Genomic DNA, 24049 nt, shown 5'->3' with positions numbered 1-24049 from the left:
AGGCCGACATGGGCATGGACCGGGCGCCGGAGACCGCGGCCACGATCTCGTCGAGCTTCTTCTGCACGTCCACGGTGTGCTCGCCACTCTCTACCGGTGTGTTGGAGACGGACGGGACGACTGTACGACCCTGGGGCGGCCGCCCGACACCGGGTGACGGGTTGTCAGGAGGTCAGTCCTTCTTCAGCCGCCGGGACAGGGCCTCGAAGACGGCCGGCGGCACCAGGTGGGAGACGTCGCCGCCCCAGGCCGCGACCTCCTTGACCAGGGAGGAGGACAGGAAGCTGTAGGTGGGGTTGGTGGGCACGAAGAGCGTCTCGACGCCGGAGAGGCCGTTGTTCATCTGGGCCATCTGCAGCTCGTAGTCGAAGTCGCTGACGGCGCGCAGGCCCTTGACGATGGCGGGGATGTCGCGCTGCTTGCAGAAGTCGACGAGGAGGCCGTGGAAGGCCTCGACGCGGACGTTGCCGTATTCGGCGGTGACCTGGCGGATCAGCTCGATCCGGTCGTCGATCTCGAACAGGCCCTTCTTGGACTGGTTGATCATCACCGCCACGTAGACCTCGTCGTACAGACGGGAGGCGCGGGCGATGATGTCGAGGTGTCCGTTGGTGATCGGGTCGAACGACCCGGGACAGACGGCGCGGCGCACTTGTGATCCCTCGCTCTCCGGTCCGGTCATCGTGCGTCTTCGCACGTAGAGGCGGCGCGACCGTACCAAAACGTTCCCTCGCCGTAGCGGCGGGCCCGGATCGCGTCGAAACCGTGCGGCCACCCGAATTCGCCGCCTCTGGTGCTGCGCTCCACGGTGACGATCGCCTCCGGCGCGAGCCAGCCTCCCGAGCGGAGTGTGAGGAGAATCTCCCGAAGATCGTGATCCGTGACGGCGTACGGGGGGTCGAGGAAGACGATGTCGTACGGCTCCGCGGGCGCCGGGGCCTGGATGACCTGTTCGGCCCTGCCCGCTCTCACCTCGGCGCCGGGGAGGCCGAGGTTCCTGACGTTCTCCCGGACTACGCGGGCGGCGCGGGCGTCGGCCTCGACGAGAAGGGCGTGGCCGGCGCCACGGGAGAGGGCCTCCAGGCCGACCGCGCCCGAGCCGGCGTAGAGGTCGAGGACCCGTTCACCGTCCAGGGGGCCGCCGAGGAGGGACTGCCAGGTGGAGAGGAGGCCTTCGCGTGCGCGGTCGGAGGTGGGCCGGGTGCCGTTGCCGGGCGGCACGGCGAGTCGACGTCCGCCGGCCGTGCCGGCGATCACGCGGGTCATCTTCGGTCCTTGTCGTGGGCGGCTTCAGGTTCAGTCTGCCTCACCCCTTTTCGAGGTACTGCTCCCTCTCCTCGTCCAGCAGGGCGTCCAGGGCCGTGCGCAGGCCCGGCAGGCCGGTGAGCTCGGGATCCGCGGCCACGACCGCCGCGGCCTCCTCGCGGGCCTCGGCGATGATCTCCTCGTCCTCGATGACGGCGAGCACCCGCAGGCTGGAGCGGGCGCCGGACTGGGCCTGGCCGAGGACGTCGCCCTCGCGGCGCTGTTCGAGGTCGATGCGGGAGAGCTCGAAGCCGTCGAGGGTGGCCGCCACCGCGTTCAGCCGGCCGCGGGCCGGGCTCGCCTCGGCCATCTCGGTGACCAGCAGGCACAGGCCGGGCGCGGAGCCGCGGCCCACGCGGCCGCGCAGCTGGTGCAGCTGGGAGACGCCGAAGCGGTCGGCGTCCATGATGACCATGACGGTGGCGTTGGGGACGTTGACGCCGACCTCGATGACCGTGGTGGCGACGAGCACGTCGGTGTCACCGGCGGCGAAGCGCCGCATGACGGCGTCCTTGTCGTCGGGCTGCATACGGCCGTGCAGCACCTCCACCCGCAGACCGCTCAGGGGGCCCCGGGCGAGCTGGTCGGCGACCTCCAGGACGGCGAGCGGCGGGCGCCGGTCGGCCTCCTCGCCGGGGGCCGCGCCGCCGGACGCCTTGCCGCCCGCGCCCTTCTTCGGTTCGTCCTCCTCGTCCCCGATGCGGGGGCAGACGACGTACGCCTGGTGGCCCCCCGCCACCTCCTCGCGCACCCGCTCCCAGGCCCGGGCGAGGAAGTGCGGCTTGTCGGCGGCCGGGACGACATGGCTGGCGATGGGCGAGCGCCCGGCGGGGAGCTGGTCCAGGACGGAGGTCTCCAGGTCGCCGAAGACCGTCATCGCGACCGTGCGCGGAATCGGCGTCGCGGTCATGACGAGCAGGTGCGGGGGCTGCTTGCCCTTGCCGCGCAGGGCGTCGCGCTGCTCGACGCCGAAGCGGTGCTGCTCGTCGACGACGACCAGTCCGAGGTCGTGGAACTGGACCTTGTCCTCGATCAGCGCGTGGGTGCCGATGACGAGGCCGGCCTCGCCGGTCGCCAGGTCGAGCAGGGCCCGGCGGCGGGCGGCGGCGCCCATGGAGCCGGTGAGCAGGACCACCTTGGTGGCGTGCTCCGCCCCGCCGAGCATGCCTCCCTCGGCGAGCTCGCCCATCATCTCGGTGACCGACCGGTGGTGCTGCTGGGCGAGCACCTCGGTGGGCGCGAGCATCGCGGCCTGTCCGCCCGCGTCCACGACGGCGAGCATGGCGCGCAGCGCGACGAGTGTCTTGCCGCTGCCGACCTCGCCCTGGAGCAGCCGGTGCATGGGGTGCTCGGCCGCCAGGTCGTCGAAGATCTCGCGGGAGACCTTCCGCTGGCCCTCGGTGAGGGTGAAGGGCAGGCGGTCGTCGAAGTCCGCGAGGAGGCCCTGCGGCCCGGCCCGGCGGGGCACTGCGGGCAGCTGGGCGTCGGCGTGGCGGCGGCGGGCGAGGGCGACCTGGAGGACGAAGGCCTCGTCCCACTTCAGGCGGGCGCGGGCCTCCTCGATGTCGGCCTTGGTCTGCGGGCGGTGGATCTTGAGCAGGGCCTCGGGGAGGGTGACCAGGCCGCGGCCCTCGCGCAGGGTGCCGGGCAGCGGGTCGAGGGCCTCCCGGGCGCTGGGCAGGACGGTCTGGACCGCCTTGCCGATCTTCCAGGACTCCAGCTTGGCGGTGGCGGGGTAGAGCGGGATGAGGGCTCCGGCCCAGGACTCGACGGTCTCCTCGCTGTCACCCTTCAGCAACTCGTACGCCGGATGGGCCAGTTGGAGTCTGCGGTTGAAGACGGAGACCTTGCCGGCGAACATCGCGCGGGTGCCCGGCAGGAGTTCCTTGTGGGGTTTGTGCACGCCGTTGCCGAAGAAGACCAGCTGGAGCCTGCCGCTGCCGTCGGTGATCGTCACCTCCAGGCGCTGGCCCTTGCCGCGCGGCGAGCGGGCGGAGGCGAAGGTGTGCAGGCGGGCGTCGGCGACCTGGGCGACCACCGTGACGTGCTCTTCCATGGGCAGGTCGGCGAGGTGGGTGAGCTGGCCCCGCTCCTCGTATCTGCGCGGGTAGTGGTGGAGCAGGTCGCCGACGGTGTGCAGGCCGAGGTGCTCGGCCATCACCTTCGCGGTGGCGGGGCCGAGCACCTTTTTGAGTGGTTCTTCCAGTGCGGGCACGAGATCCATTGCACACCACGCCACCGACAATGCCGTATACGTGCCGGGAAACCCCTGGTCAGGCGGGTCGTCCGGGCTCTAGGATGACGCGCTCCGGCCTCCCTTCCGCGGTCACCGCCCCACCAGGGACCGCCCGACCCCGCGCCGTCGCCGGCGGCTTCTGATCCGTCAGGAGCCTCCTGGTCCCCCCAACGGCGCCGTGACGATGGACTCCCAGACCTCACCGGCATCACCCCAGGCATCCCCGTCCGCCCACACGTTCCAGGTCGACCTGCGCGGTCTGGTGGACCTGCTCTCGCACCACCTGTACTCCAGTCCCCGGGTCTACCTGCGCGAGCTGCTGCAGAACGCCGTGGACGCCATCACCGCCCGCCGCGCCGGGGACCCGGACGCCCCCGCCCGGGTGCGGCTGTCCGCGGACGGCGCCACGCTGCGCGTGGAGGACACCGGCATCGGCCTCACCGAGTCCGACGTGCACGAGCTGCTGGCGACCATCGGGCGCAGCTCCAAGCGCGCCGAGGGGCTGCAGGCGGCCCGCTCGGAGTTCCTCGGCCAGTTCGGCATCGGCCTGCTGGCCTGCTTCGTGGTGGCCGAGCGGATCCGCGTGGTCAGCCGCAGCGCCCGTACGCCCGGCGCGCCGCCGGTGGAGTGGACGGCGTGCGACGACGGCTCGTACACCGTGCGCACCCTGCCCGACTCGGCGCGCCCGGAACCCGGCACCACCGTGCACCTGCGGGCACGGGCCGGGGCGGGCGAGTGGCTGGCCGAGGAGCGGGTGCTGGCGCTGGCCCGGGACTTCGGGTCGCTGCTGCCCTACGACGTCCGGGTGGGCGAGGAGGCGGTCACCGACCTGCCCGCGCCCTGGGACCGGGCGTACCCCTCCCCCGCCAACCGCCGGGTGGCGCTCGCCCGGCACTGCCACGAGCTGTTCGGCTTCACCCCGCTGGACACCATCGACCTGGACGTGCCGCTGGCCGGGATCCGCGGTGTGGCGTACGTCCTGCCGTCGGCGGTCAGCCCCGCCCAGCGGGCCGGCCACCGGGTGCACCTGAAGGGCATGCTGCTGACCGAGCGGGCCGAACAGCTGCTGCCCGACTGGGCGTTCTTCGTGCGCTGCGTGCTCGACACCGACAGCCTGCGGCCGACCGCCTCGCGCGAGTCCCTGTACGAGGACGAGACGCTGGCCGGGGTCCGCGAGGCGCTGGGCGAGCGGATCAGGTCCTGGCTCACCTCGCTCGCGGCCGGCGACCCGGAGCGGCTGGCCGCGTTCCTGTCCGTGCACCACCTGGGCGTGAAGTCGCTGGCGCGGCACGACGCGGAGATGCTGCGCACCATGCTGCCGTGGCTGCCGTTCGAGACGACCGACGGGCGGCTGTCCCTGGAGGAGTTCGCGCAGCGGCACCCGGTGGTGCACTTCACGCGGACGGTGGAGGAGTACCGGCAGGTCGCGCCGATCGCCTCCGCGCAGGGCATCGGCGTCGTCAACGGCGGCTACACCTACGACAGCGAGCTGGTCGAGGCGCTGCCGTCGGTGCGGCCGGGGACGGCGGTCGCCGAGCTGGACGCGGACACCGTGACCGCGCACCTGGACTCCGTGGAGCCGGCCGAGGAGCTGGCCCTGTCCGACTTCCTGGCGGCCGCGCGGGCCAAGCTGGACCCGCTGGGCTGCGACGTCGTGCTGCGCGCCTTCCACCCGTTGTCCGTGCCCGCGCTGCACCTCGACGACCGGGCGGCCCGGCACGAGCAGGCGCGCGCCGAGGCCGAGGCGCAGGCCGACGACCTGTGGGCGGGCATCCTCGGCTCGCTGCGCGGCGGCACGCCACGCGCGCGTCTGGTGCTCAACCACCTCAACCCGCTGATCCGCAGGATCAGTTCGCTCGGCGACCCGGAACTGATCGGCACCGCCACCGAGTCGCTGTACGGGCAGGCGCTGCTGATGGCCCAGCGCCCGCTGCGCCCGGCCGACTCGGCGCTGCTGAACCGGGCGTTCATCGGCCTGCTCGAGTGGGCCACTCACGGGGAGGGCGGCCGCAGGTGACCGGCATCACGGACTTCGACTCGCTGCGCCGGGCGATCGCCGAGAACGGCGAGCGCCCCGAGGGGCCGGCCCGCAACGCGCGCGCGGAACAACTGCTCGCCGACGCCGAGCGGCTGGACGTCCCGCTCGCCGTCATCGAGGCGCTCGGGCACCAGCTGAAGGTCTACAACTACAGCTCCGAGAAGGCGAAGATGTTCGTCCCCTTCGCGCGGCTGCTGCGCATGTGGGACGAACACCCCGAGGACTTCGACGAGTACGAGACCCATACGCTGCACTGGGTCTTCAAGTGGATGACGGCCGGCATGCTGGACCAGCCGCACATCCCCCTTTCGTCCATAGAGAAGTGGCTCGGCGAGATGGAGCACCGCTACCGGCTCGCCGGACACAGCGAACGGGCCGTGCGCAGCGCCGAGTTCAGCGTCGCCGCGCACATCGGGGACGTAGCGCGCGCGGAGCGGGCGTACACGGCGTGGCTGGCCGCGGACCGCGACCGCATGGCGGACTGCCACGCGTGCGAGCTGCACGGGCAGGGCTGGTGGCAGGCCGAGCGCGGCCGGGACGCGGCGGCGGTCGAGCTGTGGGGGCCGGTGCTCGAGGGGGAGTTCAGCTGCGCGCACGAGCCGCACACCGTGCTCGCCTCCTCGCTGCTGCCGCTGCTGCGGCTGGGCCGCGCGGACGAGGCGCGCGCGCATCATCTGCGCGGCTTCCGGCTGGTGCGGCCGATGGAGAGCATGCGCGCCGCCTACGCCGACCACGTGGAGTTCTGCGCGCTGAGCGGCAACGAGGCACGCGCGCTGGAGCTGCTGGCCGAGCGGCCGGCGTACTTCACCGACGACGGTCAGCCGCGCAGCAAGATGGACTTCCTGGCCGTGGTGACACTGCTGATGGACCGGCTGACCGAACTGGGCCTGGGCGCACGGGCCGTGCCGGGTCCGGCCGGGCGCGCCTGGACGGCCGCCGAGCTCGCCGTGCACGCGCGCGGGGAGGCCGAGGCGCTGGCCGCGCGGTTCGACGCGCGCAACGGCACCTCCTTCGTCGGCGAGCAGACGCGCGCGCGTATGGCGCGGCGCCCGCTGGCGGACCGGCTGCCGCTCGGGGTGCGCACCGCGCCGAAGGCCGCCGCGCCCGCGGCGCCCCGGGTGCGGCCCGCCGCCGTACCGGAGGAGGCGGCGGCGTCCGGGCTGCCCGCGCTGCTCGCGAGGGCGCGTCGGCTGTCGGACGGGCTCCAGCCGCACGCCGTGGAGGCCTGGGCGGCCGTCGCGCGGGCCGCCGAGGACGCCGAGCTGGACGCCCGGGACCGGGCCGAGATCGCCGACCACGAGGCGATGGGGCTGGGCCCCGGGGGCGCCGAGCTGTTCGAGCGGGCCGCCGAGCTGTACGCGGAGGCGGGCGATCCCGGGGAGGCCCTGGCGGCACGCGCGCGTGCCGCCTATGTACGGGCGCTGGCGGGCGACCCGGAGGGGGCGCTCACGGCCGTCGGGGAGCCGTACGAACGCGTTCTCGCGCTGTACGCCGAGGAGGGCACCGGCGTACGGCAGGCGGCCTCCGTGGTGATCGCGCGGGCACGGATCCTGATGCGGCCGGTGCAGGAGGCGGAGGGGCCGGTGCCCGCGCGGGTGCTGTCCGCCGCCGAGGAGGCCGCGCGGGAGGTGCTCGCGCTCGTCGGGGGCCGCGCGGAGGAGGACGTACGGCTGGCGGCCCGGGAGGCCGAGGCGCGGGCGATGCTCGCGCAGACGGCCGCCTGCGCCGGGGACCTGGACGCGGCCGCCGAGCTGTTCGGGCGGGCGGTGGACGGGTACGTCGGCGCGGGGCTGCCCTGGTTCGCGGTCGAGTACGAGGCCCGGCTGGCCTCCCTGGCCCACCACCGGGGCGACGCGGCCGGGGCGGAACGGGCGCTGCGGGGCGCCCTGGAGCACGGCGGGGACCACCTGGAGCCGCCCGGGCGGGCCCGGCTGCACCTCCAGCTCGCCGAGGTGCTCGGCGGCCGGGGCCGCGCCGAGGAGGCGGCCGACCACGCGCTGCGGGCGGCGCACTGGGCCGACGAGGCGGGCGAGAGCGCCACCCTCGGCGCCTGGGCGCGGCAGATGCTGGGCGGTCTGCTGCTGCGGCTCGGGAAGTGGGCCGAGGCCGCCGAGGTGCTGGAGTCCGCGCTGCTCGACCTGTCGGCCGAGGCGCACGGCGACGGGGCGGTCGTACAGGCCAAGTGGTGGCTCGGCGACTGCCTGAGCGAACTCGGGGAGCACCGGGCGGCCGCCGAACGGCGCCTGGAGGCGGCCGGGATCGCCCGGCACTGGCCGGAGCAGCAGGACCACGCCACGCTCGCGCACCTGGCCGCCGAGTCGCTGAGCCACGCGGGACTGCTCGCCGAGGCCGACGCCGCCTACGCGCGCGCGGGCGACCTGTGGCGCTCGCTGGACGCCACGCACGGGCTGGTGCGCTCGCTGCGCGCCCGCGCTTGGCTCGCGCTGCGCTCCGGGGCGGGCGTGGGCGAGGCGCGGGAGCTGATGGCGAGCGCGGTGACGGAGTGCGGGACGGCGCTGGCGTCGGCGGCCGACGCCGAGGCGCGGGCCCGCCTCACCGGTGAACTGGGCGGCACCCACCGCCAGTTCGGCGACCTCCTCGCCCGGGCGGCCGACCGGGACGCGCCGGACCCGGCGGTGCTCGGGGAGGCCGTGATCCAGCTGGACCAGGCGGTCGCCGTCTTCGCCCGGCTCGGCCCCGACGCCCTGCACGAGCGCGCCGACGCCGAACTCGCCGCCGGATGGCTGGAGACCGACCTCGCCCGCCCCGCCGCCGCGGCAGCCCGCGCCCGCCGGGTCCTGACGGCGTACGCCCACGCCCCCGAGGACGACGAACAGGCCGGTGCTCGCCGCGAGGAGGCCGGACGCCTGCTGCGCCTCACGGAGAAGAGCTGACCGCGCCCACCGGTTGCGGGGCGCCCTCAGCGGGCCGGGCCGGGGGTGCGGCGGCCTTCACGGGCCGGGCCGGCGGCCCTCGCGGGCTCAACCGGCCACCGCGGGCCGGACGGCCGCCGTGGGGCCGCAGGGTCCTCGCGGGCCGGCCCTGGCCGCGGGACGGCGTGCCGTGCGGGGCGGCGTGCCGTGCGGGGCGGCGTGCCGTGCGGGGCGGCGTGCGGTGCGGGGCGCGGGTGTGTCCGGCCGGTGGCGGACCGGCGGTCACTCCACGCCGATGAGGAGCAGGGTGCCCTGGCGGCCGCCCCGGTAGGTGACCGTGTCCACGGCCAGGTAGGACTCGCGGACGCGGGCCTGGAGGCGGTCGGCGACGGAGTCGGGGGCCTCGTCGCCGAGGACCAGGGTGACCAGTTCGCCGCCGGCCGCCAGCATGCGGTCGAGGACGGTCTCGGCGGTGGCCGTGACGTCCGAGCCGATCACGGCCACGTCGCCGTCGATGAGCCCGAGGACGTCACCGGCCTGGCAGATGCCGGCCGTGGTCCACGAGCGGTGCTCGGCGACGGTGACCTCCGCGTGGCGGGTGGCGCCGGCCGCGGAGGTCATCGCGACGACGTCCTCGTCGAAGCGGCGCCCCGGTTCGTGCACGGCGAGCGCGGCGATGCCCTGGACCGCCGAACGGGTCGGGATGACCGCCACCCGCACCCCCTCGCCGCGCGCCTGCTCGGCCGCCGCGGCGGCGGTGTCGTACAGCTCGGCGTCGTTGGGCAGCAGCACCACCTCGCGCGCGTGGGCGCGCCGCACGGCCTCGACGAGCTCGCCGCTCGCGGGCGGCTCCCCGGGGCGGGCGAGCACCGTGGTCGCCCCGGCACCGCCGCACAGGGCGGCCAGGCCCTCGCCGGGCACGACGGCGACCACGGCCCGCTGGGCGCGTTCCCGGAGCGGCCGGCCGGCGCCGGAGGTGTGCACGTCGCCGGCGCCGAAGTGGGTGATCCGGATGCGGTGCGGGCGGCCCGCCTCGACGCCCGCCTCCACGGCGGCGCCGGCGTCGTCGACGTGCACGTGCACGTTCCACAGCCCGTCGCCGCCGACCACCACGAGGGAGTCGCCGAGCGCGTCGAGCCGCTCGCGCAGCCGGTCCACGGCCGGGTCCTCCGCCTCCAGGAGGTAGATCACCTCGTAGGCGGGGCCGGGCTCGGCCGGGGCGCAGGCCACCGGGCCGTCCGGTCCTGTGTCGCTCTCCTCCACGTGCCCGGCCGGGGGAGCCGCGGCCGGCGCCTGCCCGGTGAGGGTCTCCACCAGGGCCCCGAGCACCGCCACCAGACCCCGGCCGCCCGCGTCGACCACGCCCGCGCGCTCCAGGACCGCCAGCTGGCCCGGGGTGGCGGCGAGGGCCTCCAGCGCCCCGCGGTGGGCGGCGCGGGCGACCGCCGCGCAGTCGCCCTCCGCGGCGGTGGCCGCTTCGGCGGCGGCCGAGGCCACCGAGAGGACCGTGCCCTCGACCGGGTGCGCCACGGCCCCCCGGGCCGAGTCCGCCGCGTGGAGCAGGGCCCGCCGCAGACCGTGACCGTCCGTGTGCGCGCTGTCGCCGCCGGCGGCGAGCACCTGGGCCATGCCGCGCAGCAGCTGGGCGAGGATGGTTCCGGAGTTGCCCCGGGCGCCGATGAGCGCGCCGTGCGCCATCGCCCGGGCGGCGTCGCCCAGCGAGGGCCCGGAGGGGGCGGAAGGACCGCAGGGGCCGTCCGCGGCGCCGGCGCCGCCCGTCTCGTGGGCCGTGAACACGGCCTCCACCGCCGCGACCGCCGACTCCACCGTGAGGTACAGGTTGGTTCCGGTGTCCCCGTCGGCCACGGGATAGACGTTGATCGCGTCGATCTCCTCGCGCGCGCGTCCCAGCGCACGCAGGGCCAGACCGCACCAGGTGCGTACCGCCAGCGCGTCGAACGTCTGCGGCACCTGCGCCACCTGCGCCTCCCTGAGCTGCGGCTGCTGGACTGGACGCAGCGTAGACCCAGGGGCGGTCGGGGCCCCGGGAGGGCCCGGGCGGGCCCCGGTGCCGCCATGGTAGTTTCGCCGTACGGACGCAGCCGTTGTATGCTGCTCCGGTTGCCCGATCCGATCGGGCCATCCCCCTGGCTACGCCACTTCAGATGTCAGACGCTCATGAGCCTGAGATCTTGATCCCGGCACGCCGGGATCAACCGTAAGTGCATCTGAAGTCTTTGGAGTGACCCGTGGCTGCCAACTGCGACGTCTGCGGCAAGGGGCCGGGCTTCGGCAACAACATCTCGCACTCGCACCGCCGTACGTCCCGTCGCTGGAACCCGAACATCCAGCGTGTGCGTACCGTGGTCGGCGGGACGCCGAAGCGCGTGAACGCCTGCACCTCGTGCATCAAGGCCGGCAAGGTCTCGCGCTGACGCACAGCAACAGCTAAGCGCGCGGCCACCGCTGGTTCGCTGCACTGAGCCGGTCCACCTCGGTGGACCGGCTTTTTGCCGTGCCCTTTTCCGCCCGTGGCCATCGGGTTTTCCGCCCGTGGCTATCCGGCGCCCCCGGGGCCGCGCAGGGCCCAGGCGTGGTCCACGGGGCCGATGCCGGCGCCGAGCGCGAAGCCGGCCGCGATCGCCCCGGTGACGTAGCTCTTGGCGGCCGCGGCCGCCTCGGGCACGGACCGCCCCTTGGCGAGCTCCGCGGCGATCGCGGAGGCGAGGGTGCAGCCCGTGCCGTGGGTGTGCCGGTTGCTGTGACGCGGCGCGCGCAGCCAGTGCTCCTCGGTCCCGTCGGTCAGCAGATCGACCGCCCGGGCGCCGGCTCCGGCCCCGGTCCCGCGCCCGCCGTCCCGCCCGGCCTCGCCGGGCGAGGGCAGGTGGCCGCCCTTGATCAGCACCCACTTCGGACCGTACGCCAGCACGGCCGTCGCGGCCTCGCGCATGCCGTCCTCCGACTCGACGCGCAGGCCGGTCAGTTGTGCCACTTCGTCCAGGTTCGGGGTGGCCACGGTCGCCGCGGGCAGCAGCCGGGTGCGCACCGAGTCCAGGGCGGAGGCGGCCAGCAGCGGATCGCCGTGCTTGGAGACGCCGACCGGGTCGACGACCGCGGGCACGCCGGTCCCGGCGATCAACTCGGCGACCGCCTCGACCAGTTCCGCGGAGGCGAGCATCCCGGTCTTGACCGCCTGGACGCCGATGTCGTCCACGACGCTGCGGTACTGGGCCACCACGGCCGCCACGGGCAGTTCCCAGGCGCCCTGGACGCCCAGGGAGTTCTGCGCGGTCACGGCGGTGATCACGCTCATGCCGTGCACGCCGAGCGCGAGCATCGTCTTCAGGTCGGCCTGGATGCCCGCGCCGCCGCCGGAGTCGGAGCCGGCGACCGTGAGGACCCTCGGCGGGATCACGACTCGATGTCCCCGAAGTGCTCCCAGCCGCCCTTGCTGGTCCAGGGCGCCCCGTCGACCGTGACCTGGGGCAGCGCGGAGGGGTTGAGCACCTCGCCGATCACCTTCCAGCGGGCCGGCAGCTTCACGTCCGGCGGGAAGGTCGCCACGATCGCGTGGTCCTCTCCCCCGGTCAGCACCCACTGCAGCGGGTCGACCCCGACGGCCTGACCGATGTCGTTCATCTGCGAGGGGATGTCTATCGCCCCCGAGCGCACGTCGATGCGGACCTTGCTGGCCTCCGCGATGTGCCCGAGGTCGGCGATCAGCCCGTCGCTGACGTCGCACATCGCGGTGGCGCCCAGCCCGGCGGCCGCGGGGCCCGCGTGGTACGGCGGCTCGGGGCGGCGGTGGGCCTCGACGAAGGCGCGCGGGGAGCGGAAGCCGCGGGAGAGCACCGCGTACCCGGCCGCCGACCAGCCCAGCCAGCCGGTCACCGCGACGAGGTCGCCGGGCTGGGCGCCCGCGCGGGTCACCGGCTCGTGGTTGCGCAGGTCGCCCAGGGCGGTGATCGACACCATGATCGTGTCGCCGCGCACCACGTCGCCGCCGACCACCGAGGCGCCCGCGACCTGGCACTCGTCGCGCAGCCCGTCCATGAGCTCGGTGGGCCAGGTGACCGGCAGTTCGGCGGGGACGACCAGGCCGAGCAGCAGCGCGGTGGGCACCGCGCCCATGGCGGCGATGTCCGCGAGGTTCTGGGCGGCCGCCTTGCGGCCCACGTCGTACGCGGTGGACCAGTCCCGGCGGAAGTGCCGCCCCTCCAGGAGTATGTCGGTGCTCGCCACGACCCTGCGGTCCGGGGCGGCGACCACCGCGGCGTCGTCGCCGGGGCCGACCCGGACCGCCGGGGTGGTGGTGAGACGGGAGGTGAGCTCCCTGATGAGCCCGAACTCCCCGAGCTCACCAACAGTGCCCTTCATTGCCCTTTCGCCCCTTCTGTCCCTGTACGTTCCTGACCGAGTTCCCGGTCGCGCGCCCACGCGGACCTCGTTACGGTCGAGGTGACCGTCAACTTCTGTCCTACCTGCACCCCGGCGCGCGGGTCGCGGCCTTCGCGGGTCTCCCCGCGGCGTGCGGCGACGCGATACCGTGGCGTTCCTTTTCCCCACATGATCCTCGTGGCCGCCCTGGAGGTTCCGTGGTACAGGCGTACATCCTGATCCAGACGGAGGTCGGCAAGGCGTCGACCGTCGCCGAGACGATCAGCAAGATCCCTGGAGTCATCCAGGCCGAGGACGTGACGGGACCGTACGACGTCATCGTGCGGGCCCAGGCCGACACCGTCGACGACCTGGGCCGGATGGTGGTGGCCAAGGTCCAGCAAGTGGACGGCATCACGCGCACCCTGACCTGCCCGGTCGTGCATCTGTAGCCCCCGTCTACCCTTGGCCGGTGAGCTCTTTCCGTCACCGGCTTCTCGGCCTGCCCGTCCTCGCCGCACTCTGCGCCGCGGCGGGCTGCTCCTCGGGCGACGACAGCGCCACCGCCGCGGTTCCCAGCCCGGACGCGGCGGTGGCGAAACTGTGCCGGAACCTGGACGGGGCGCTGCCGAAGACGGTGGACGGACTGGGCCGCGAGGATCCCCGGCCCGCCTCGGCGCTGACCGCGGGCTGGGGAAGCCCGGCGATCATACTGCGCTGCGGTGTCGCGCGGCCCGCCGAGATGAACGATCCGGAAGCCGACGGCGCCGAGGTGGACGGGGTGGGCTGGCTGCTGCAGAAACGGGACGACGGATCGTTCCGTTTCACCACCACCCTGCGGCTGGCCTATGTGGAGGTCACCATCCCCAAGAGCCGTACGGGGCACGGGGCGGCGCCGCTCGCCGTCCTGGCCCCTGCCATCAAGAAGGCGATCCCCGAGGGGATCGCCGACTGAGCAGGGGGCGGGACGCGGAAGGCGCCCGTGCGGACCTTCAGCGCAGGCCGGTGGGCCTGCGCAGCGCCGCCTGGATGAGGCGGTCCACCAGCTCGCCGTAGCCGATGCCGCTGGCCTGCCACATCTGCGGGTACATCGAGATGGGCGTGAAGCCGGGCATGGTGTTGATCTCGTTGATCACGAACTCGCCGTCCTCGGTGAGGAAGAAGTCCGCGCGGACCAGGCCCTCGCACGAGGCCGCCTCGAAGGCCCGCACCGCGAGCTCCCGCACCTCGTCCGTCTCCTCGGACGTCAGCGGGGCGGGCACGATGCCGGGCGTGGAGTCGATGTACTTCGCCTCGAAGTCGTAGTACGCGTGCGTCTCGGGCGGCGGGATCTCGGCCGGGACGGAGGCACGCGGGCCGTCCTCGAACTCCAGCACCCCGCACTCGATCTCGCGGCCGCGCAGCGCGGCCTCCACGATGATCTTCGGGTCGTGGCGCTGGGCCTCCGCGACGGCCTCGTCGAGGCCCGCGAGGTCCTCGACCTTGGTGATGCCGATCGAGGAGCCCGCGCGCGCGGGCTTCACGAACAGCGGCCAGCCGTGCTCGCCGGCGAAGTCGACGATCTTCTTGCGGGCGGTGGACTCGTCCCGCTGCCACTCGCGCGGCCGGATCACCACATACGGGCCGACCTTGAGCCCGAAGGAGGTGAACACCCGCTTCATGTACTCCTTGTCCTGGCCGACGGCGGAGGCGAGCACGCCCGCGCCGACGTAGGGGACGCCGGAGAGCTCCAGCAGGCCCTGGAGGGTGCCGTCCTCGCCGTAGGGGCCGTGCAGCACCGGGAAGACGACGTCGACCTCGCCGAGCGCCTTGGGCACGGAGCCGGGCTCGCTGTAGACGACCTCGCGGTTGGCGGGGTCGACGGGGAGCACCACGCCGCCCTCGGCCGACTCCGCGAGCTCCTCGACGGTGGGCGTGCGGCGGTCGGTGATGGCCATGCGCTCGGGTGCGTCGGCGGTGAGCGCCCAACGGCCGTCCCGGGTGATGCCGATGGGCAGGACCTCGTACTTGGTCCGGTCGATGGCCCGCAGGACGGCGCCGGCGGTGACCACGGAGATCCCGTGTTCGGAGCTGCGGCCGCCGAACACGACGGCCACGCGCGGCTTGCGGGACGGCTGCTCAGGGCTCTGGGGGAGGTTCTCGGTGCTCATATCGCGATGAGAGTACCCGTTGGTAGTGCCCCGAGACAGCGTCCGCGGGCCTGCGTCGCTCAGCGTCGTTCCGGCTTCGCGCTGCGCGACATCAGCTCCTTGAGGGCTACCACCGGGGGCTTGCCCTCGTGCACGATGCCGACGACGGTCTCGGTGATGGGCATGTCGACGCCGTGCCTGCGGGCCAGATCCAGCACCGACTCACAGGACTTGACGCCCTCGGCGGTCTGCTTGGTGACCGCGATGGTCTCCTGGAGGGTCATGCCCTTGCCGAGGTTGGTGCCGAAGGTGTGGTTGCGCGACAGCGGCGAGGAGCAGGTGGCCACCAGGTCGCCGAGGCCCGCGAGTCCGGAGAAGGTCAGCGGGTCGGCGCCGAGCGCCATGCCGAGGCGGGTGGTCTCGGCGAGTCCGCGCGTGATGAGCGAGCCCTTGGCGTTGTCGCCGAGCCCCATGCCGTCCGCGATGCCCACGGCCAGCCCGATCACGTTCTTCACCGCGCCGCCCAGTTCGCAGCCGACGACGTCGGTGTTGGTGTACGGCCGGAAGTACGGCGTGTGGCAGGCGGCCTGGAGGCGCCGGGCGACGGCCTCGTCGGTGCACGCCACCACGGCGGCGGCGGGCATGCGGGCGGCGATCTCGCGGGCGAGGTTGGGCCCGGTGACCACGGCGATCCGGTCCGCCCCGACCTTGGCGACGTCCTCGATCACCTCGCTCATCCGCATCGCGGAGCCGAGTTCGACGCCCTTCATCAGGGAGACGAGGACCGTGTCCGGCGCGAGCAGGGGCAGCCACTCGGCGAGGTTGCCGCGCATGGTCTGCGAGGGGATGGCGAGGACGGTGAAGTCCGCGTCGCGGGCGGCCTCGGCGGGGTCCGCGGTGGCCGTGAGGCTCTCCGGGAGCTCGACGCCGGGCAGGTAGTCGGGGTTGGTGCGGGTGGAGTTGACCGCGTCGGCGAGTTCGGCGCGGCGGGCCCAGAGGGTGACCTCGCAGCCGGCGTCGGCGAGGACCATGCCGAAGGCGGTTCCCCACGATCCGGTGCCGAAGACGGCCGCCTTGACCGGCTTGCTCACGTGCCCTGCCCCTCTTCCTGTACGGCAGGCGCGCTCCCGCCCTCTTCCCGTACGGCCGCCGCCGTCCCGCCCCGATCCTGTACGGCCGCCGTCCCGCCCTGGTCGCGGGCGCGGTGCTGGGCCTCGGTCCTGCGGCGCTGCTCGATCCGCTCACGGCGCGGGTCGTAGGGCACCGCGGGCGCCTTCTCGCCGCGGATCTGCTCCAGCTGGCGGGTGATGGCCGCCATGATGACCTCGGTGGCCTCCTTGAGCAGCTCCGGGGTCATCTCCCGGTCGTAGAAGCGGGAGAGGTCCACGGGCGGGCCCGCCAGCACGTGGTGGGTCTTGCGCGGGAAGAGGCTGGGCTTCTTCGCGTACGGCGGCAGCAGTTCGTTGGCGCCCCACTGGGCGACCGGGATCACCGGGCACTTGGTCTGCAGCGCGACCCGCGCGGCGCCCGTCTTGCCGGTCATCGGCCAGCCGTCGGGGTCGCGGGTGAGGGTGCCCTCGGGGTAGAACGCGACGCACTCACCGCGCTCCACGGCGTCGATGGCGGCGCGGAAGGCGCTGAGCGCGTCCGTGCTCTCGCGGTAGACGGGGATCTGCCCGGTGCCGCGCATCGCGGCGCCCACGAATCCCTGCTTGAAAAGCCCGCTCTTCGCGAGGAATCGCGGCACGCGGCCGGTGTTGTACTGATAGTGCGCGTATGCGAAGGGGTCGACGTGGGAATTGTGGTTCACCGCGGTGATAAATCCACCGTCGGCCGGAATGTTCTCCATTCCGCGCCAGTCCCGCTTGATCAGAACCACCAGCGGCGGTTTGCAGATCACCGCTGCGAAGCGGTACCAGAAGCCGATTCTGCGGCGGGGCACGCGGACACCTTCCTCTAGGACTGCCCCCGGGGCCGGGGGCCGCACAAGTGTCGCCCCATGCCGCCGGTCTGTCGAGAACACCGTACGCCCCGGCCTCGGCGGCGCCCGATGGCCCGGGGGAGAATGTCCGGGACGAGAGAGGGACGAAACGCGCGTGCAGTGGACCTTGGTCATCCCCCTGAAGCCCTTGAGCCGGGCCAAGAGCAGGCTCTCGGACACCGCGGGGGACGGGGTGCGGCCGGGCCTCGCCCTCGCCTTCGCCCAGGACACCGTGGCGGCCGCGCTGGCCTGCCCGGCGGTCGGGGATGTGGCGGTCGTCACGGACGACGCGCTGGCCGGAGAGGAGCTGGCGGCGCTGGGCGCCCGGATCGTCGCGGACGAGCCGCGGGCGGGCCTGAACGCCGCCCTCGCGCACGGCGCGGCACACGCCGGGGCGTCGCGTCCCGAAAGTCCCGTGGCGGCGCTGAACGCCGATCTCCCCGCGCTGCGGTCCATGGAATTGGCGAGAGTTCTCCGAGCGGCCGCGCAATTCCCGCGCGCTTTTCTCGCGGACGCGGCGGGAACGGGTACGACCCTGCTGGCCGCGACCTCCGGCGGTGAATTGCGTCCGGCGTTCGGCACCGGCTCCCGGGCCCGCCACCGGGCCTCGGGCGCGGTGGAACTGCGGCTCGCCGGGGTGGATTCGGTACGCCAGGACGTGGACACCGGGGAGGATCTGCGGGCCGCGCTGGCCCTCGGGGTGGGGCCGCGGACGGCGGCTGCGGCCGCGCGGCTGCTGATCCCCGGGCAGTAGGCTGCGCTCATGCAGGCGACCGCGTACACGTACGACCCCGTCAGCCGCAGCGGGCAGGTGCTGCTCGACGACGGCACCCCGGTGCCCTTCGACGCGCCGGCGTTCGACGCGGGCGGTCTGCGGCTGCTGCGGCCCGGGCAGCGGGTGCGGATCGAGACCGAGGGCTCGGGGGACGGCCTGCGGGTCACTCTGGTGACGCTGCAGACCTTCTGAACCCGGCGGGAGATCCTGCCCGTCCGGCAGTGACCTTCTGAGGCCGGCAGTGACGTTCTGAACCCGGTGGGCGGGCCCTTGCGGTCCCCCGGACACACCGCGGGCCGGGCTCCCCAGGGAGTCCGGCCCGGCGCGTGAGTACCCCTGTGTCCGCCGGCACCTACTTGCCGGCGCGCGCGGTGGTCTTCTTCGCGGTGGTCTTGCGGGCGGTCGACTTCTTGGCCGGGGCCTTCTTGGCGGTCGCCTTCTTCGCCGGGGCCTTCTTGGCCGCGGTCTTCTTGGCGGTCGCCTTGGTGGCCGTGGTCTTCTTCGCGGCGGCCGTGGTCTTCTTGGTCGGCGCCGTCTTCTTGGCGGTGGTCTTCTTCGCCGTGGTGGTCTTCTTCGCGGCCGTCTTCTTCGCCGCCGCGGTGGTCTTCTTCGCCGCGGCCTTCTTGCCGACCGCCTTGGCGATCGTGGCGGGCGGGCCGGACAGGCTGCCCTTGGGGGCCTTCTTGACCGCGATGTCGTTCTTGGGGAGCTTCTTCGAGCCGCTCACCAGGTCCTTGAAGCCCTGGCCGGCGCGGAAGCGGGGGACGGAGGTCTTCTTGACCCGCACCCGCTCACCCGTCTGCGGGTTGCGGGCGTAGCGGGCGGGACGGTCCACCTTCTCGAAGGACCCGAAGCCGGTGACCGAGACCCGGTCGCCCCCGACGACCGCGCGGACGATGGCGTCCAGGACGGCGTCGACGGCATCGGCGGCCTGCTGGCGGCCGCCCATCTTGTCGGCAATCGCTTCTACGAGCTGCGCCTTGTTCACGTCTTCCCCTTCGGAGACCTCGCCGGAACGAAAGTGTTCAGGCTTTTTCGCACGTTAGGCAGATATATACCGCAAATCAAACACGAAACGGGCTAATCACCCTTGTGCCGCAACGGACTCGACGGTCTCGGGCTGTTCAGCCTTCCTCACCGGGGATTCGGCCCTCGTCGAGGTCTGCCGTGAACCGCTCCAGACGCCTTGTCGCACCGGCGAGATCGTGCTTGGCCGCGGCCGTAATGACCAGCAGCTTCCGGGTCAGCGCCATCCGTACGCCCTCCGGGACTTGCAGTGCGCGCACTCTTGCGTGCGCTTCCTTCAGTTGGGCCGCGACCGCCGTATAGAGCTCGAGTTGGCCGTCGTTGTCCATGCACAGATTGTGCCATCTGGGGCGAGTTGTCGCCTGCGCTGGGGGCAACTGCCGCCGTGGACCGCCTTCCTGAGACATCCGCCGACCGGGTCCCAAGGACGCGGGTGCCCCGGCAACAACCTTCCTAACCTGGGCAGTTGGCCTCACGCACGGCGGCGCACCGGAGTCCCGGGGCCAAAAAAAGGCCGTACCCCCGATCGGGGTGATCGGGGGTACGGCGGCACTTCTCGGTGGCCGAAACTCGACTGCCTCCGGCCGAGTGGATCAGGCCTGCAGGGTGCGGGGCTTGAAGGACGGGCGCCCGGCCTCGTACGCGGCGATGTCGGCCTCGTTCCGGAGGGTGATGGAGATGTCGTCCAGCCCGTTCAGCAGCCGCCAGCGGGAGTTCTCGTCCAGCTCGAAGGAGGCGGTGATGCCCGCGGCGCGCACCTCGCGGGCCTCCAGGTCGACGGTCACCTCGGCCTGCGGGTCCTTCTCGGTGAGCTCCCACAGCGCGTCCACGATCTTCTGGTCGAGGACCACCGTGAGCAGGCCGTTCTTCAGCGAGTTGCCCCGGAAGATGTCCGCGAAGCGCGCGGAGATCACGGCCTTGAAGCCGTAGTTCTGCAGCGCCCAGACGGCGTGCTCGCGGGAGGAGCCGGTGCCGAAGTCGGGGCCGGCCACCAGGACCGTGGCGCCCTGCCGCTCCGGGCGGTTGAGCACGAACTCGGGGTCCTTGCGCCAGGCCTCGAACAGCCCGTCCTCGAACCCGTCACGCGTGACCTTCTTGAGCCAGTGGGCGGGGATGATCTGGTCGGTGTCGACGTTGCTGCGGCGCAGCGGGACGGCCCGGCCGGTGTGGGTGGTGAAGGCTTCCATGATCTCTCAGACTCCAGCGGGCGTGGGGGCGTCGGCGGACAGGTCGGCCGGGGAGGCCAGGTGACCGAGGACCGCCGTGGCGGCGGCGACCTGCGGCGACACCAGATGGGTGCGGCCGCCCTTGCCCTGCCTGCCCTCGAAGTTGCGGTTGGAGGTGGAGGCGGAGCGCTCGCCGGGGGCCAGCTGGTCGGGGTTCATGCCCAGGCACATCGAGCAGCCCGCGTGCCGCCATTCGGCGCCGGCCTCCTTGAAGACCACGTCCAGGCCCTCGGAGACGGCCTGCAGGCCCACCCGCGCGGAGCCGGGCACGACCAGCATCCGTACGCCGTCGGCGACTTTGCGGCCCCGCAGCAGGTCAGCGGCGGCACGCAGGTCCTCGATGCGGCCGTTGGTGCAGGAGCCTACGAAGACGGTGTCCACCTGGATGGAGCGCAGCGGCTGGCCGGCCTCCAACCCCATGTATTCCAGGGCCTTTTCGGCGGCCAGGCGCTCCGAAGCGTCTTCGTACGAAGCCGGGTCGGGGACGGACGCCGAAAGCGGCGCGCCCTGGCCGGGGTTGGTGCCCCAGGTGACGAACGGGGCCAGCGCGGCGGCGTCGATGACGACCTCGGCGTCGAACTCGGCGTCGTCGTCGGTGTGCAGCGTCCTCCAGTACTCGACCGCCGCGTCCCAGTCCTCGCCCTCGGGGGCGTGCGGGCGGCCCTTGAGATAGGCGAAGGTGGTCTCGTCGGGGGCGATCATGCCCGCGCGGGCGCCGGCCTCGATCGACATGTTGCAGATGGTCATGCGGGCCTCCATCGAGAGCTTCTCGATGGCGGAGCCGCGGTACTCCAGGACGTAGCCCTGGCCGCCGCCCGTACCGATCCTGGCGATGATCGCCAGGATCAGGTCCTTGGCGGTGACGCCCTCGGGCAGCTCGCCGTCGACCGTGATCGCCATGGTCTTCGGGCGGGCCATCGGCAGCGTCTGGGTGGCCAGCACGTGCTCGACCTGGGAGGTGCCGATGCCGAACGCCAGCGCGCCGAAGGCGCCGTGCGTGGAGGTGTGCGAGTCGCCGCAGACGACGGTGGTACCGGGCTGGGTCAGGCCCAGCTGGGGGCCGACCACGTGCACGACGCCCTGCTCGACGTCGCCCAGCGGGTGCAGCCGGACACCGAAGTCCGCGCAGTTCTTGCGCAGCGTCTCGAGCTGGGCGCGGGAGACCGGGTCCGCGATGGGCTTGTCGATGTCGAGGGTCGGGGTGTTGTGATCCTCGGTGGCGATGGTCAGGTCGAGCCGGCGCACACCGCGCCCGCTCTTGCGGAGGCCGTCGAAGGCCTGGGGGCTGGTCACCTCGTGCAGCAGGTGCAGATCGATGAAGAGGAGGTCGGGCTCGCCCTCGGCGCGCCGGACGACGTGGTCGTCCCAGACCTTCTCCGCGAGTGTCCTACCCATCGCTTTCCCTCCGGCCGAACGCGACAGCGCGCCGGCCCAACTAGAGATCTTGAGGAGCGGAGCCCGAACCCCCCAGCCGGGCAGCCGCCGCCGGCCCGCCGGTCCACGAGCCGTTGTGTCTTCAAGGGTGGCGTGTTCCACGGAAAATTGAACTTGCGTTTCACAGAGTGAGACGCAAGTATCGTTGCATGGACAACAGTAGCGGCGTCGGCGTCCTGGACAAGGCAGCCCTTGTCCTGAGCGCCCTGGAGTCCGGTCCGGCCACCCTCGCGGGTCTGGTCGCGGCCACCGGACTGGCACGACCCACGGCCCACCGGCTGGCCGTGGCCCTGGAACACCACCGCATGGTCGCGCGCGACATGCAGGGCCGGTTCATTCTCGGCCCTCGCCTGGCGGAACTGGCCGCGGCCGCGGGCGAGGACCGTCTGCTCGCCACCGCCGGCCCGGTGCTCACCCACCTCCGCGACGTCACCGGCGAGAGCGCGCAGCTCTACCGCCGCCAGGGCGACATGCGCATCTGCGTGGCGGCGGCGGAGCGCCTGTCCGGCCTGCGGGACACGGTCCCGGTGGGCTCCACGCTGACCATGAAGGCGGGCTCCTCGGCGCAGGTCCTGATGGCCTGGGAGGAGCCGGAGCGCCTGCACCGCGGACTGCAGGGCGCCCGTTTCACGGCGACGGCGCTGTCGGGCGTGCGCCGGCGCGGCTGGGCCCAGTCGATCGGCGAGCGCGAGCCGGGCGTCGCGTCCGTCTCCGCGCCCGTGCGCGGTCCCTCCAACCGCGTGGTGGCCGCCGTCTCGGTCTCCGGCCCCATCGAGCGCCTGACGCGCCACCCGGGCCGGATGCACGCCCAGGCGGTCATCGACGCCGCCGCCCGCCTCTCCGAGGCGCTGCGCCGCTCGGGCTGACCGGGCACACGTCACCGGGGAGGGTCCGCCTCAACGCCGCGGCAGGCCCTCCCCCGCTCCCCCTCCCCCCGGCTCCGGGGTCAGTTCGCCTCCCGCGCCGCCTTCGCCGACCGGTGCGCGAAGCGGTCCTTGGCGGCCCGTCCCCGGCGCTCGACCGGCACCTGTCCGTGGGCCGCCGCGAGGCCGAAGGCCGGCATGTCGGCGTAGATCGACTCGTACGACCCCTCGGGCACCACGTACGCCTCGTGCCACAGGCCCACGTGGCCGCGCACCTTCCCCTCCCGCTCCCTGCGGTTGATCAGGGCCCAGACCCGGTGGTGGAACATGTCGGGCGACGCCGCGTAGGCGTACAGCTTCTCCTTGGACTCCCAGTACTGGACGACGTAGTACGTCCGCGGCGAGGCCGTCAGCAGTACGTACCCCAGCAGACCGCGGCCGCGGTCGCGCGCGAGCTCCCTCAGCATGCGGGGCATCGCCATCATGACCGGCAGCCACTGGTGCACCGCCCAGAAGTGGTTGATCCGCATCCCGATGAGCAGGACCACCACATCGCCCTCGGCGTCCGCGGTCGTACGACCCCGTACCGGCTTCGCGAACACGGCAACCCCCTACGGCTTGGTCGGATAGCGACACTATCCATGCGGCTGATGGTTGGATAGTGGCACTTACCAAGGAGGGGCGCAAGAGATGCGGCTGGCCGAGTTGAGCGAGCGCAGCGGTGTGTCCACCGCGACGATCAAGTACTACCTGCGGGAAGGGCTGTTGGCGCCCGGCAGGCAGGTCAACGCGACCACCGCCGACTACGACGAGGAGCACCTGCGCCGGCTGCGGCTGGTGCGCGCGCTGATCCAGGTGGGGCGGCTGCCGGTGGCGACCGTGCGGGAGGTGCTCGGGCACGTCGACGACGAGTCCCTGGGCCGTACGATCCGGATGGGCGCGGCCCTGTGGGCACTGCCGCAGATGCCGGAGCCGGACACGGAGGACGCGTACGTGCGCGCCGCCCGGGACGAGGTGGATCAACTCCTGGACACCCTGGGCTGGTCGAACGCGAAGGCGCTGGTGACCATCTCCCCGGCCTACCGCTCACTGGTGGTGGCGGTGGCGGCGTTCCGGCGACTCGGGCACGACTGGGGCGCCGAACGGATGGAGCCGTACGCGCGGTTGATGCACCGGGCCGCCGTGCTGGACCTGGACTTCGTGGAGACGTACCCCTCCGAGGCGGAGCGGGTGGAGATCGCCGTGCTGGGGGCGGTGCTCGCCGAGCCGATGCTGCTGGCGCTGCGCCGGCTCGCGCAGGAGGAGGAGTCGGCCCGGCGGTACGGCTTCGAGTGAGCACGCCGAAGGGCCCTCCCCTGGGGGAGGGCCCTTCGATGTCGTACCCCCGACCGGATTCGAACCGGCGCTACCGCCTTGAGAGGGCGGCGTGCTAGGCCGCTACACAACGGGGGCGTGGACTCTGCGTTTCCGCAGGTCCGAGCTGGTCTACCTGGACTCGAACCAAGACTAACTGAACCAGAATCAGTCGTGCTGCCAATTACACCATAGACCAATGATGGTTTAGACCAGTCAGTACCCCCGACCGGATTCGAACCGGCGCTACCGCCTTGAGAGGGCGGCGTGCTAGGCCGCTACACAACGGGGGCCCTGATCCCTGGATCGCTCCTGGGATGCGTACCCCCGACCGGATTCGAACCGGCGCTACTGCCTTGAGAGGGCAGCGTGCTAGGCCGCTACACAACGGGGGCTTGCGGATGTGATCCGCGGTGCAGATGAGCTCTGCGAG

Annotated in this window: 23 protein-coding genes and 4 tRNA genes; 9 read left to right on the top strand and 18 right to left on the bottom strand. The window is 73.1% G+C overall.

All coding sequences use genetic code 11. The annotated features are described in order from the left end of the window. Positions 1-172 precede the first annotated feature (172 nt). Genes coaD through recG form a run of 3 tightly spaced genes read right to left on the bottom strand, consistent with a single transcriptional unit; the run spans position 173 to position 3529 of the window. Positions 173-652, bottom strand: coding sequence for a pantetheine-phosphate adenylyltransferase (coaD, locus tag IE249_RS27675; RefSeq protein ID WP_189709161.1), 480 nt, complete (start codon positions 650-652; stop codon positions 173-175). Between the two features lie 26 nt (positions 653-678). Beyond that, a complete protein-coding gene (gene rsmD, locus IE249_RS27670; protein ID WP_189709014.1) occupies positions 679-1266 on the bottom strand; it encodes a 16S rRNA (guanine(966)-N(2))-methyltransferase RsmD in 588 nt (195 codons plus the stop codon). Between the two features lie 40 nt (positions 1267-1306). Further along, complete coding sequence (gene recG / locus IE249_RS27665) at positions 1307-3529, bottom strand: ATP-dependent DNA helicase RecG (RefSeq protein WP_189709011.1); 2223 nt, start codon at positions 3527-3529, stop codon at positions 1307-1309. Positions 3530-3725: 196 nt separating this feature from the next. On the opposite strand from recG, the gene IE249_RS27660 reads away from it, so the two are divergent. Next, on the top strand, positions 3726-5558 hold the full coding sequence (locus IE249_RS27660; RefSeq protein WP_189709159.1) for an HSP90 family protein: 1833 nt from the start codon (positions 3726-3728) through the stop codon (positions 5556-5558). After that, entirely contained in the window at positions 5555-8473 is a 2919-nt protein-coding gene (locus IE249_RS27655; RefSeq protein ID WP_189709009.1) for a tetratricopeptide repeat protein, read from the top strand. Before IE249_RS27660 ends, IE249_RS27655 begins: the two co-directional genes overlap by 4 nt. A gap of 261 nt (positions 8474-8734) precedes the next feature. Here IE249_RS27655 and fakA read toward each other — a convergent pair whose 3' ends face one another. Next, the gene (fakA, locus tag IE249_RS27650; protein WP_189709007.1) at positions 8735-10432 is read right to left on the bottom strand and encodes a DAK2 domain-containing protein; all 1698 of its coding nucleotides are present in this window, start codon (positions 10430-10432) and stop codon (positions 8735-8737) included. Positions 10433-10701: 269 nt separating this feature from the next. Here fakA and rpmB point away from each other — a divergent pair, with 269 nt between their 5' ends. Next, positions 10702-10887 (top strand): 50S ribosomal protein L28, encoded by a 186-nt coding sequence (rpmB, locus tag IE249_RS27645; RefSeq protein ID WP_003993230.1) that lies wholly within the window; start codon positions 10702-10704, stop codon positions 10885-10887. Positions 10888-11009: 122 nt separating this feature from the next. Here rpmB and thiD read toward each other — a convergent pair whose 3' ends face one another. Together thiD and IE249_RS27635 are read right to left on the bottom strand one after the other, a co-directional pair. Further along, positions 11010-11864: a bifunctional hydroxymethylpyrimidine kinase/phosphomethylpyrimidine kinase gene (gene thiD / locus IE249_RS27640; protein WP_189709157.1), complete on the bottom strand. Its 855-nt coding sequence runs from the start codon at positions 11862-11864 to the stop codon at positions 11010-11012. Then, a complete protein-coding gene (locus IE249_RS27635) occupies positions 11864-12829 on the bottom strand; it encodes a thiamine-phosphate kinase (RefSeq protein WP_189709005.1) in 966 nt (321 codons plus the stop codon). Before IE249_RS27635 ends, thiD begins: the two co-directional genes overlap by 1 nt. Positions 12830-13047: 218 nt before the next feature. Between IE249_RS27635 and IE249_RS27630 the strand changes: the two genes are divergently transcribed. Both IE249_RS27630 and IE249_RS27625 read left to right on the top strand, forming a co-directional pair. Then, the gene (locus IE249_RS27630) at positions 13048-13281 is read left to right on the top strand and encodes an Lrp/AsnC family transcriptional regulator (protein WP_003997603.1); all 234 of its coding nucleotides are present in this window, start codon (positions 13048-13050) and stop codon (positions 13279-13281) included. 20 nt (positions 13282-13301) lie between these two features. Then, positions 13302-13784 (top strand): DUF3515 domain-containing protein, encoded by a 483-nt coding sequence (locus IE249_RS27625; protein WP_189709003.1) that lies wholly within the window; start codon positions 13302-13304, stop codon positions 13782-13784. Positions 13785-13821: 37 nt separating this feature from the next. Here the strand turns inward: IE249_RS27625 and IE249_RS27620 are convergent, their stop codons facing one another. From IE249_RS27620 to IE249_RS27610, 3 genes are read right to left on the bottom strand one after another with little or no spacing between them, the layout of a single operon-like run. Beyond that, on the bottom strand, positions 13822-14979 hold the full coding sequence (locus IE249_RS27620; protein WP_189709002.1) for a D-alanine--D-alanine ligase family protein: 1158 nt from the start codon (positions 14977-14979) through the stop codon (positions 13822-13824). 59 nt (positions 14980-15038) lie between these two features. After that, positions 15039-16049 carry an NAD(P)H-dependent glycerol-3-phosphate dehydrogenase gene (locus IE249_RS27615; protein WP_189709000.1) on the bottom strand — a complete coding sequence of 337 codons (1011 nt, stop codon included), beginning with the start codon at positions 16047-16049 and terminating at the stop codon, positions 15039-15041. Beyond that, positions 16046-16900, bottom strand: coding sequence for a lysophospholipid acyltransferase family protein (locus IE249_RS27610; RefSeq protein ID WP_189708998.1), 855 nt, complete (start codon positions 16898-16900; stop codon positions 16046-16048). The genes IE249_RS27615 and IE249_RS27610 overlap by 4 nt, the downstream gene beginning before the upstream one ends. Positions 16901-17054: 154 nt before the next feature. Between IE249_RS27610 and cofC the strand changes: the two genes are divergently transcribed. Together cofC and IE249_RS27600 are read left to right on the top strand one after the other, a co-directional pair. After that, positions 17055-17693, top strand: a complete 639-nt coding sequence (gene cofC / locus IE249_RS27605; protein WP_189708996.1) for a 2-phospho-L-lactate guanylyltransferase — start codon at positions 17055-17057, stop codon at positions 17691-17693. Positions 17694-17702: 9 nt separating this feature from the next. Continuing rightward, complete coding sequence (locus IE249_RS27600; protein WP_189708994.1) at positions 17703-17906, top strand: hypothetical protein; 204 nt, start codon at positions 17703-17705, stop codon at positions 17904-17906. Positions 17907-18066: 160 nt separating this feature from the next. Here the strand turns inward: IE249_RS27600 and IE249_RS27595 are convergent, their stop codons facing one another. The 4 genes from IE249_RS27595 to leuC all read right to left on the bottom strand — a co-directional run bounded on the left by IE249_RS27595 (position 18067) and on the right by leuC (position 21361). Continuing rightward, positions 18067-18702 carry an HU family DNA-binding protein gene (locus IE249_RS27595; RefSeq protein WP_189708992.1) on the bottom strand — a complete coding sequence of 212 codons (636 nt, stop codon included), beginning with the start codon at positions 18700-18702 and terminating at the stop codon, positions 18067-18069. Between the two features lie 136 nt (positions 18703-18838). Next, on the bottom strand, positions 18839-19069 hold the full coding sequence (locus IE249_RS27590; protein WP_112469683.1) for an SCO5555 family protein: 231 nt from the start codon (positions 19067-19069) through the stop codon (positions 18839-18841). Positions 19070-19333: 264 nt separating this feature from the next. Then, positions 19334-19927 (bottom strand): 3-isopropylmalate dehydratase small subunit, encoded by a 594-nt coding sequence (leuD, locus tag IE249_RS27585; RefSeq protein WP_189708990.1) that lies wholly within the window; start codon positions 19925-19927, stop codon positions 19334-19336. Positions 19928-19933: 6 nt separating this feature from the next. Beyond that, the gene (leuC, locus tag IE249_RS27580) at positions 19934-21361 is read right to left on the bottom strand and encodes a 3-isopropylmalate dehydratase large subunit (protein WP_189708988.1); all 1428 of its coding nucleotides are present in this window, start codon (positions 21359-21361) and stop codon (positions 19934-19936) included. 188 nt (positions 21362-21549) lie between these two features. On the opposite strand from leuC, the gene ndgR reads away from it, so the two are divergent. Further along, a complete protein-coding gene (gene ndgR / locus IE249_RS27575; RefSeq protein WP_028425251.1) occupies positions 21550-22266 on the top strand; it encodes an IclR family transcriptional regulator NdgR in 717 nt (238 codons plus the stop codon). 80 nt (positions 22267-22346) lie between these two features. Here ndgR and IE249_RS27570 read toward each other — a convergent pair whose 3' ends face one another. After that, positions 22347-22865, bottom strand: a complete 519-nt coding sequence (locus tag IE249_RS27570; RefSeq protein ID WP_189708986.1) for a DUF4188 domain-containing protein — start codon at positions 22863-22865, stop codon at positions 22347-22349. Between the two features lie 88 nt (positions 22866-22953). Here IE249_RS27570 and IE249_RS27565 point away from each other — a divergent pair, with 88 nt between their 5' ends. Then, positions 22954-23598 carry a MerR family transcriptional regulator gene (locus IE249_RS27565; protein WP_189708984.1) on the top strand — a complete coding sequence of 215 codons (645 nt, stop codon included), beginning with the start codon at positions 22954-22956 and terminating at the stop codon, positions 23596-23598. 44 nt (positions 23599-23642) lie between these two features. On the opposite strand, the gene IE249_RS27560 is transcribed toward IE249_RS27565, so the two are convergent. The 4 genes from IE249_RS27560 to IE249_RS27545 form a co-directional block, all read right to left on the bottom strand. Further along, positions 23643-23715, bottom strand: a tRNA-Glu gene (locus IE249_RS27560). Positions 23716-23743: 28 nt separating this feature from the next. Beyond that, positions 23744-23815 (bottom strand) — tRNA-Gln (locus IE249_RS27555). A 21-nt stretch (positions 23816-23836) separates the two neighbouring features. Further along, a tRNA-Glu gene (locus tag IE249_RS27550) sits at positions 23837-23909 on the bottom strand. A 29-nt stretch (positions 23910-23938) separates the two neighbouring features. Beyond that, positions 23939-24011: transfer RNA gene (locus tag IE249_RS27545), tRNA-Glu, on the bottom strand. Between the last annotated feature and the right edge of the window lie 38 nt (positions 24012-24049).

The organism is Streptomyces anandii JCM 4720 (assembly GCF_014650655.1).
Classification (GTDB): domain Bacteria; phylum Actinomycetota; class Actinomycetes; order Streptomycetales; family Streptomycetaceae; genus Streptomyces; species Streptomyces anandii.
The sequence above is the reverse complement of the archived record's forward strand: the minus strand, read 5'-3'. Positions and strand labels throughout refer to the sequence as shown.

Coding starts and splice junctions, on each gene's coding strand:
- rsmD (WP_189709014.1), bottom strand. CDS start 1,266: ATGACCCGCGTGATCGCCGGCACGGCCGGCGGACGTCGACTCGCCGTG.
- recG (WP_189709011.1), bottom strand. CDS start 3,529: ATGGATCTCGTGCCCGCACTGGAAGAACCACTCAAAAAGGTGCTCGGC.
- IE249_RS27660 (WP_189709159.1), top strand. CDS start 3,726: ATGGACTCCCAGACCTCACCGGCATCACCCCAGGCATCCCCGTCCGCC.
- IE249_RS27635 (WP_189709005.1), bottom strand. CDS start 12,829: ATGAAGGGCACTGTTGGTGAGCTCGGGGAGTTCGGGCTCATCAGGGAG.
- IE249_RS27620 (WP_189709002.1), bottom strand. CDS start 14,979: ATGAGCACCGAGAACCTCCCCCAGAGCCCTGAGCAGCCGTCCCGCAAG.
- IE249_RS27600 (WP_189708994.1), top strand. CDS start 17,703: ATGCAGGCGACCGCGTACACGTACGACCCCGTCAGCCGCAGCGGGCAG.
- IE249_RS27590 (WP_112469683.1), bottom strand. CDS start 19,069: ATGGACAACGACGGCCAACTCGAGCTCTATACGGCGGTCGCGGCCCAA.
- leuD (WP_189708990.1), bottom strand. CDS start 19,927: ATGGAAGCCTTCACCACCCACACCGGCCGGGCCGTCCCGCTGCGCCGC.
- leuC (WP_189708988.1), bottom strand. CDS start 21,361: ATGGGTAGGACACTCGCGGAGAAGGTCTGGGACGACCACGTCGTCCGG.
- ndgR (WP_028425251.1), top strand. CDS start 21,550: ATGGACAACAGTAGCGGCGTCGGCGTCCTGGACAAGGCAGCCCTTGTC.
- IE249_RS27565 (WP_189708984.1), top strand. CDS start 22,954: ATGCGGCTGGCCGAGTTGAGCGAGCGCAGCGGTGTGTCCACCGCGACG.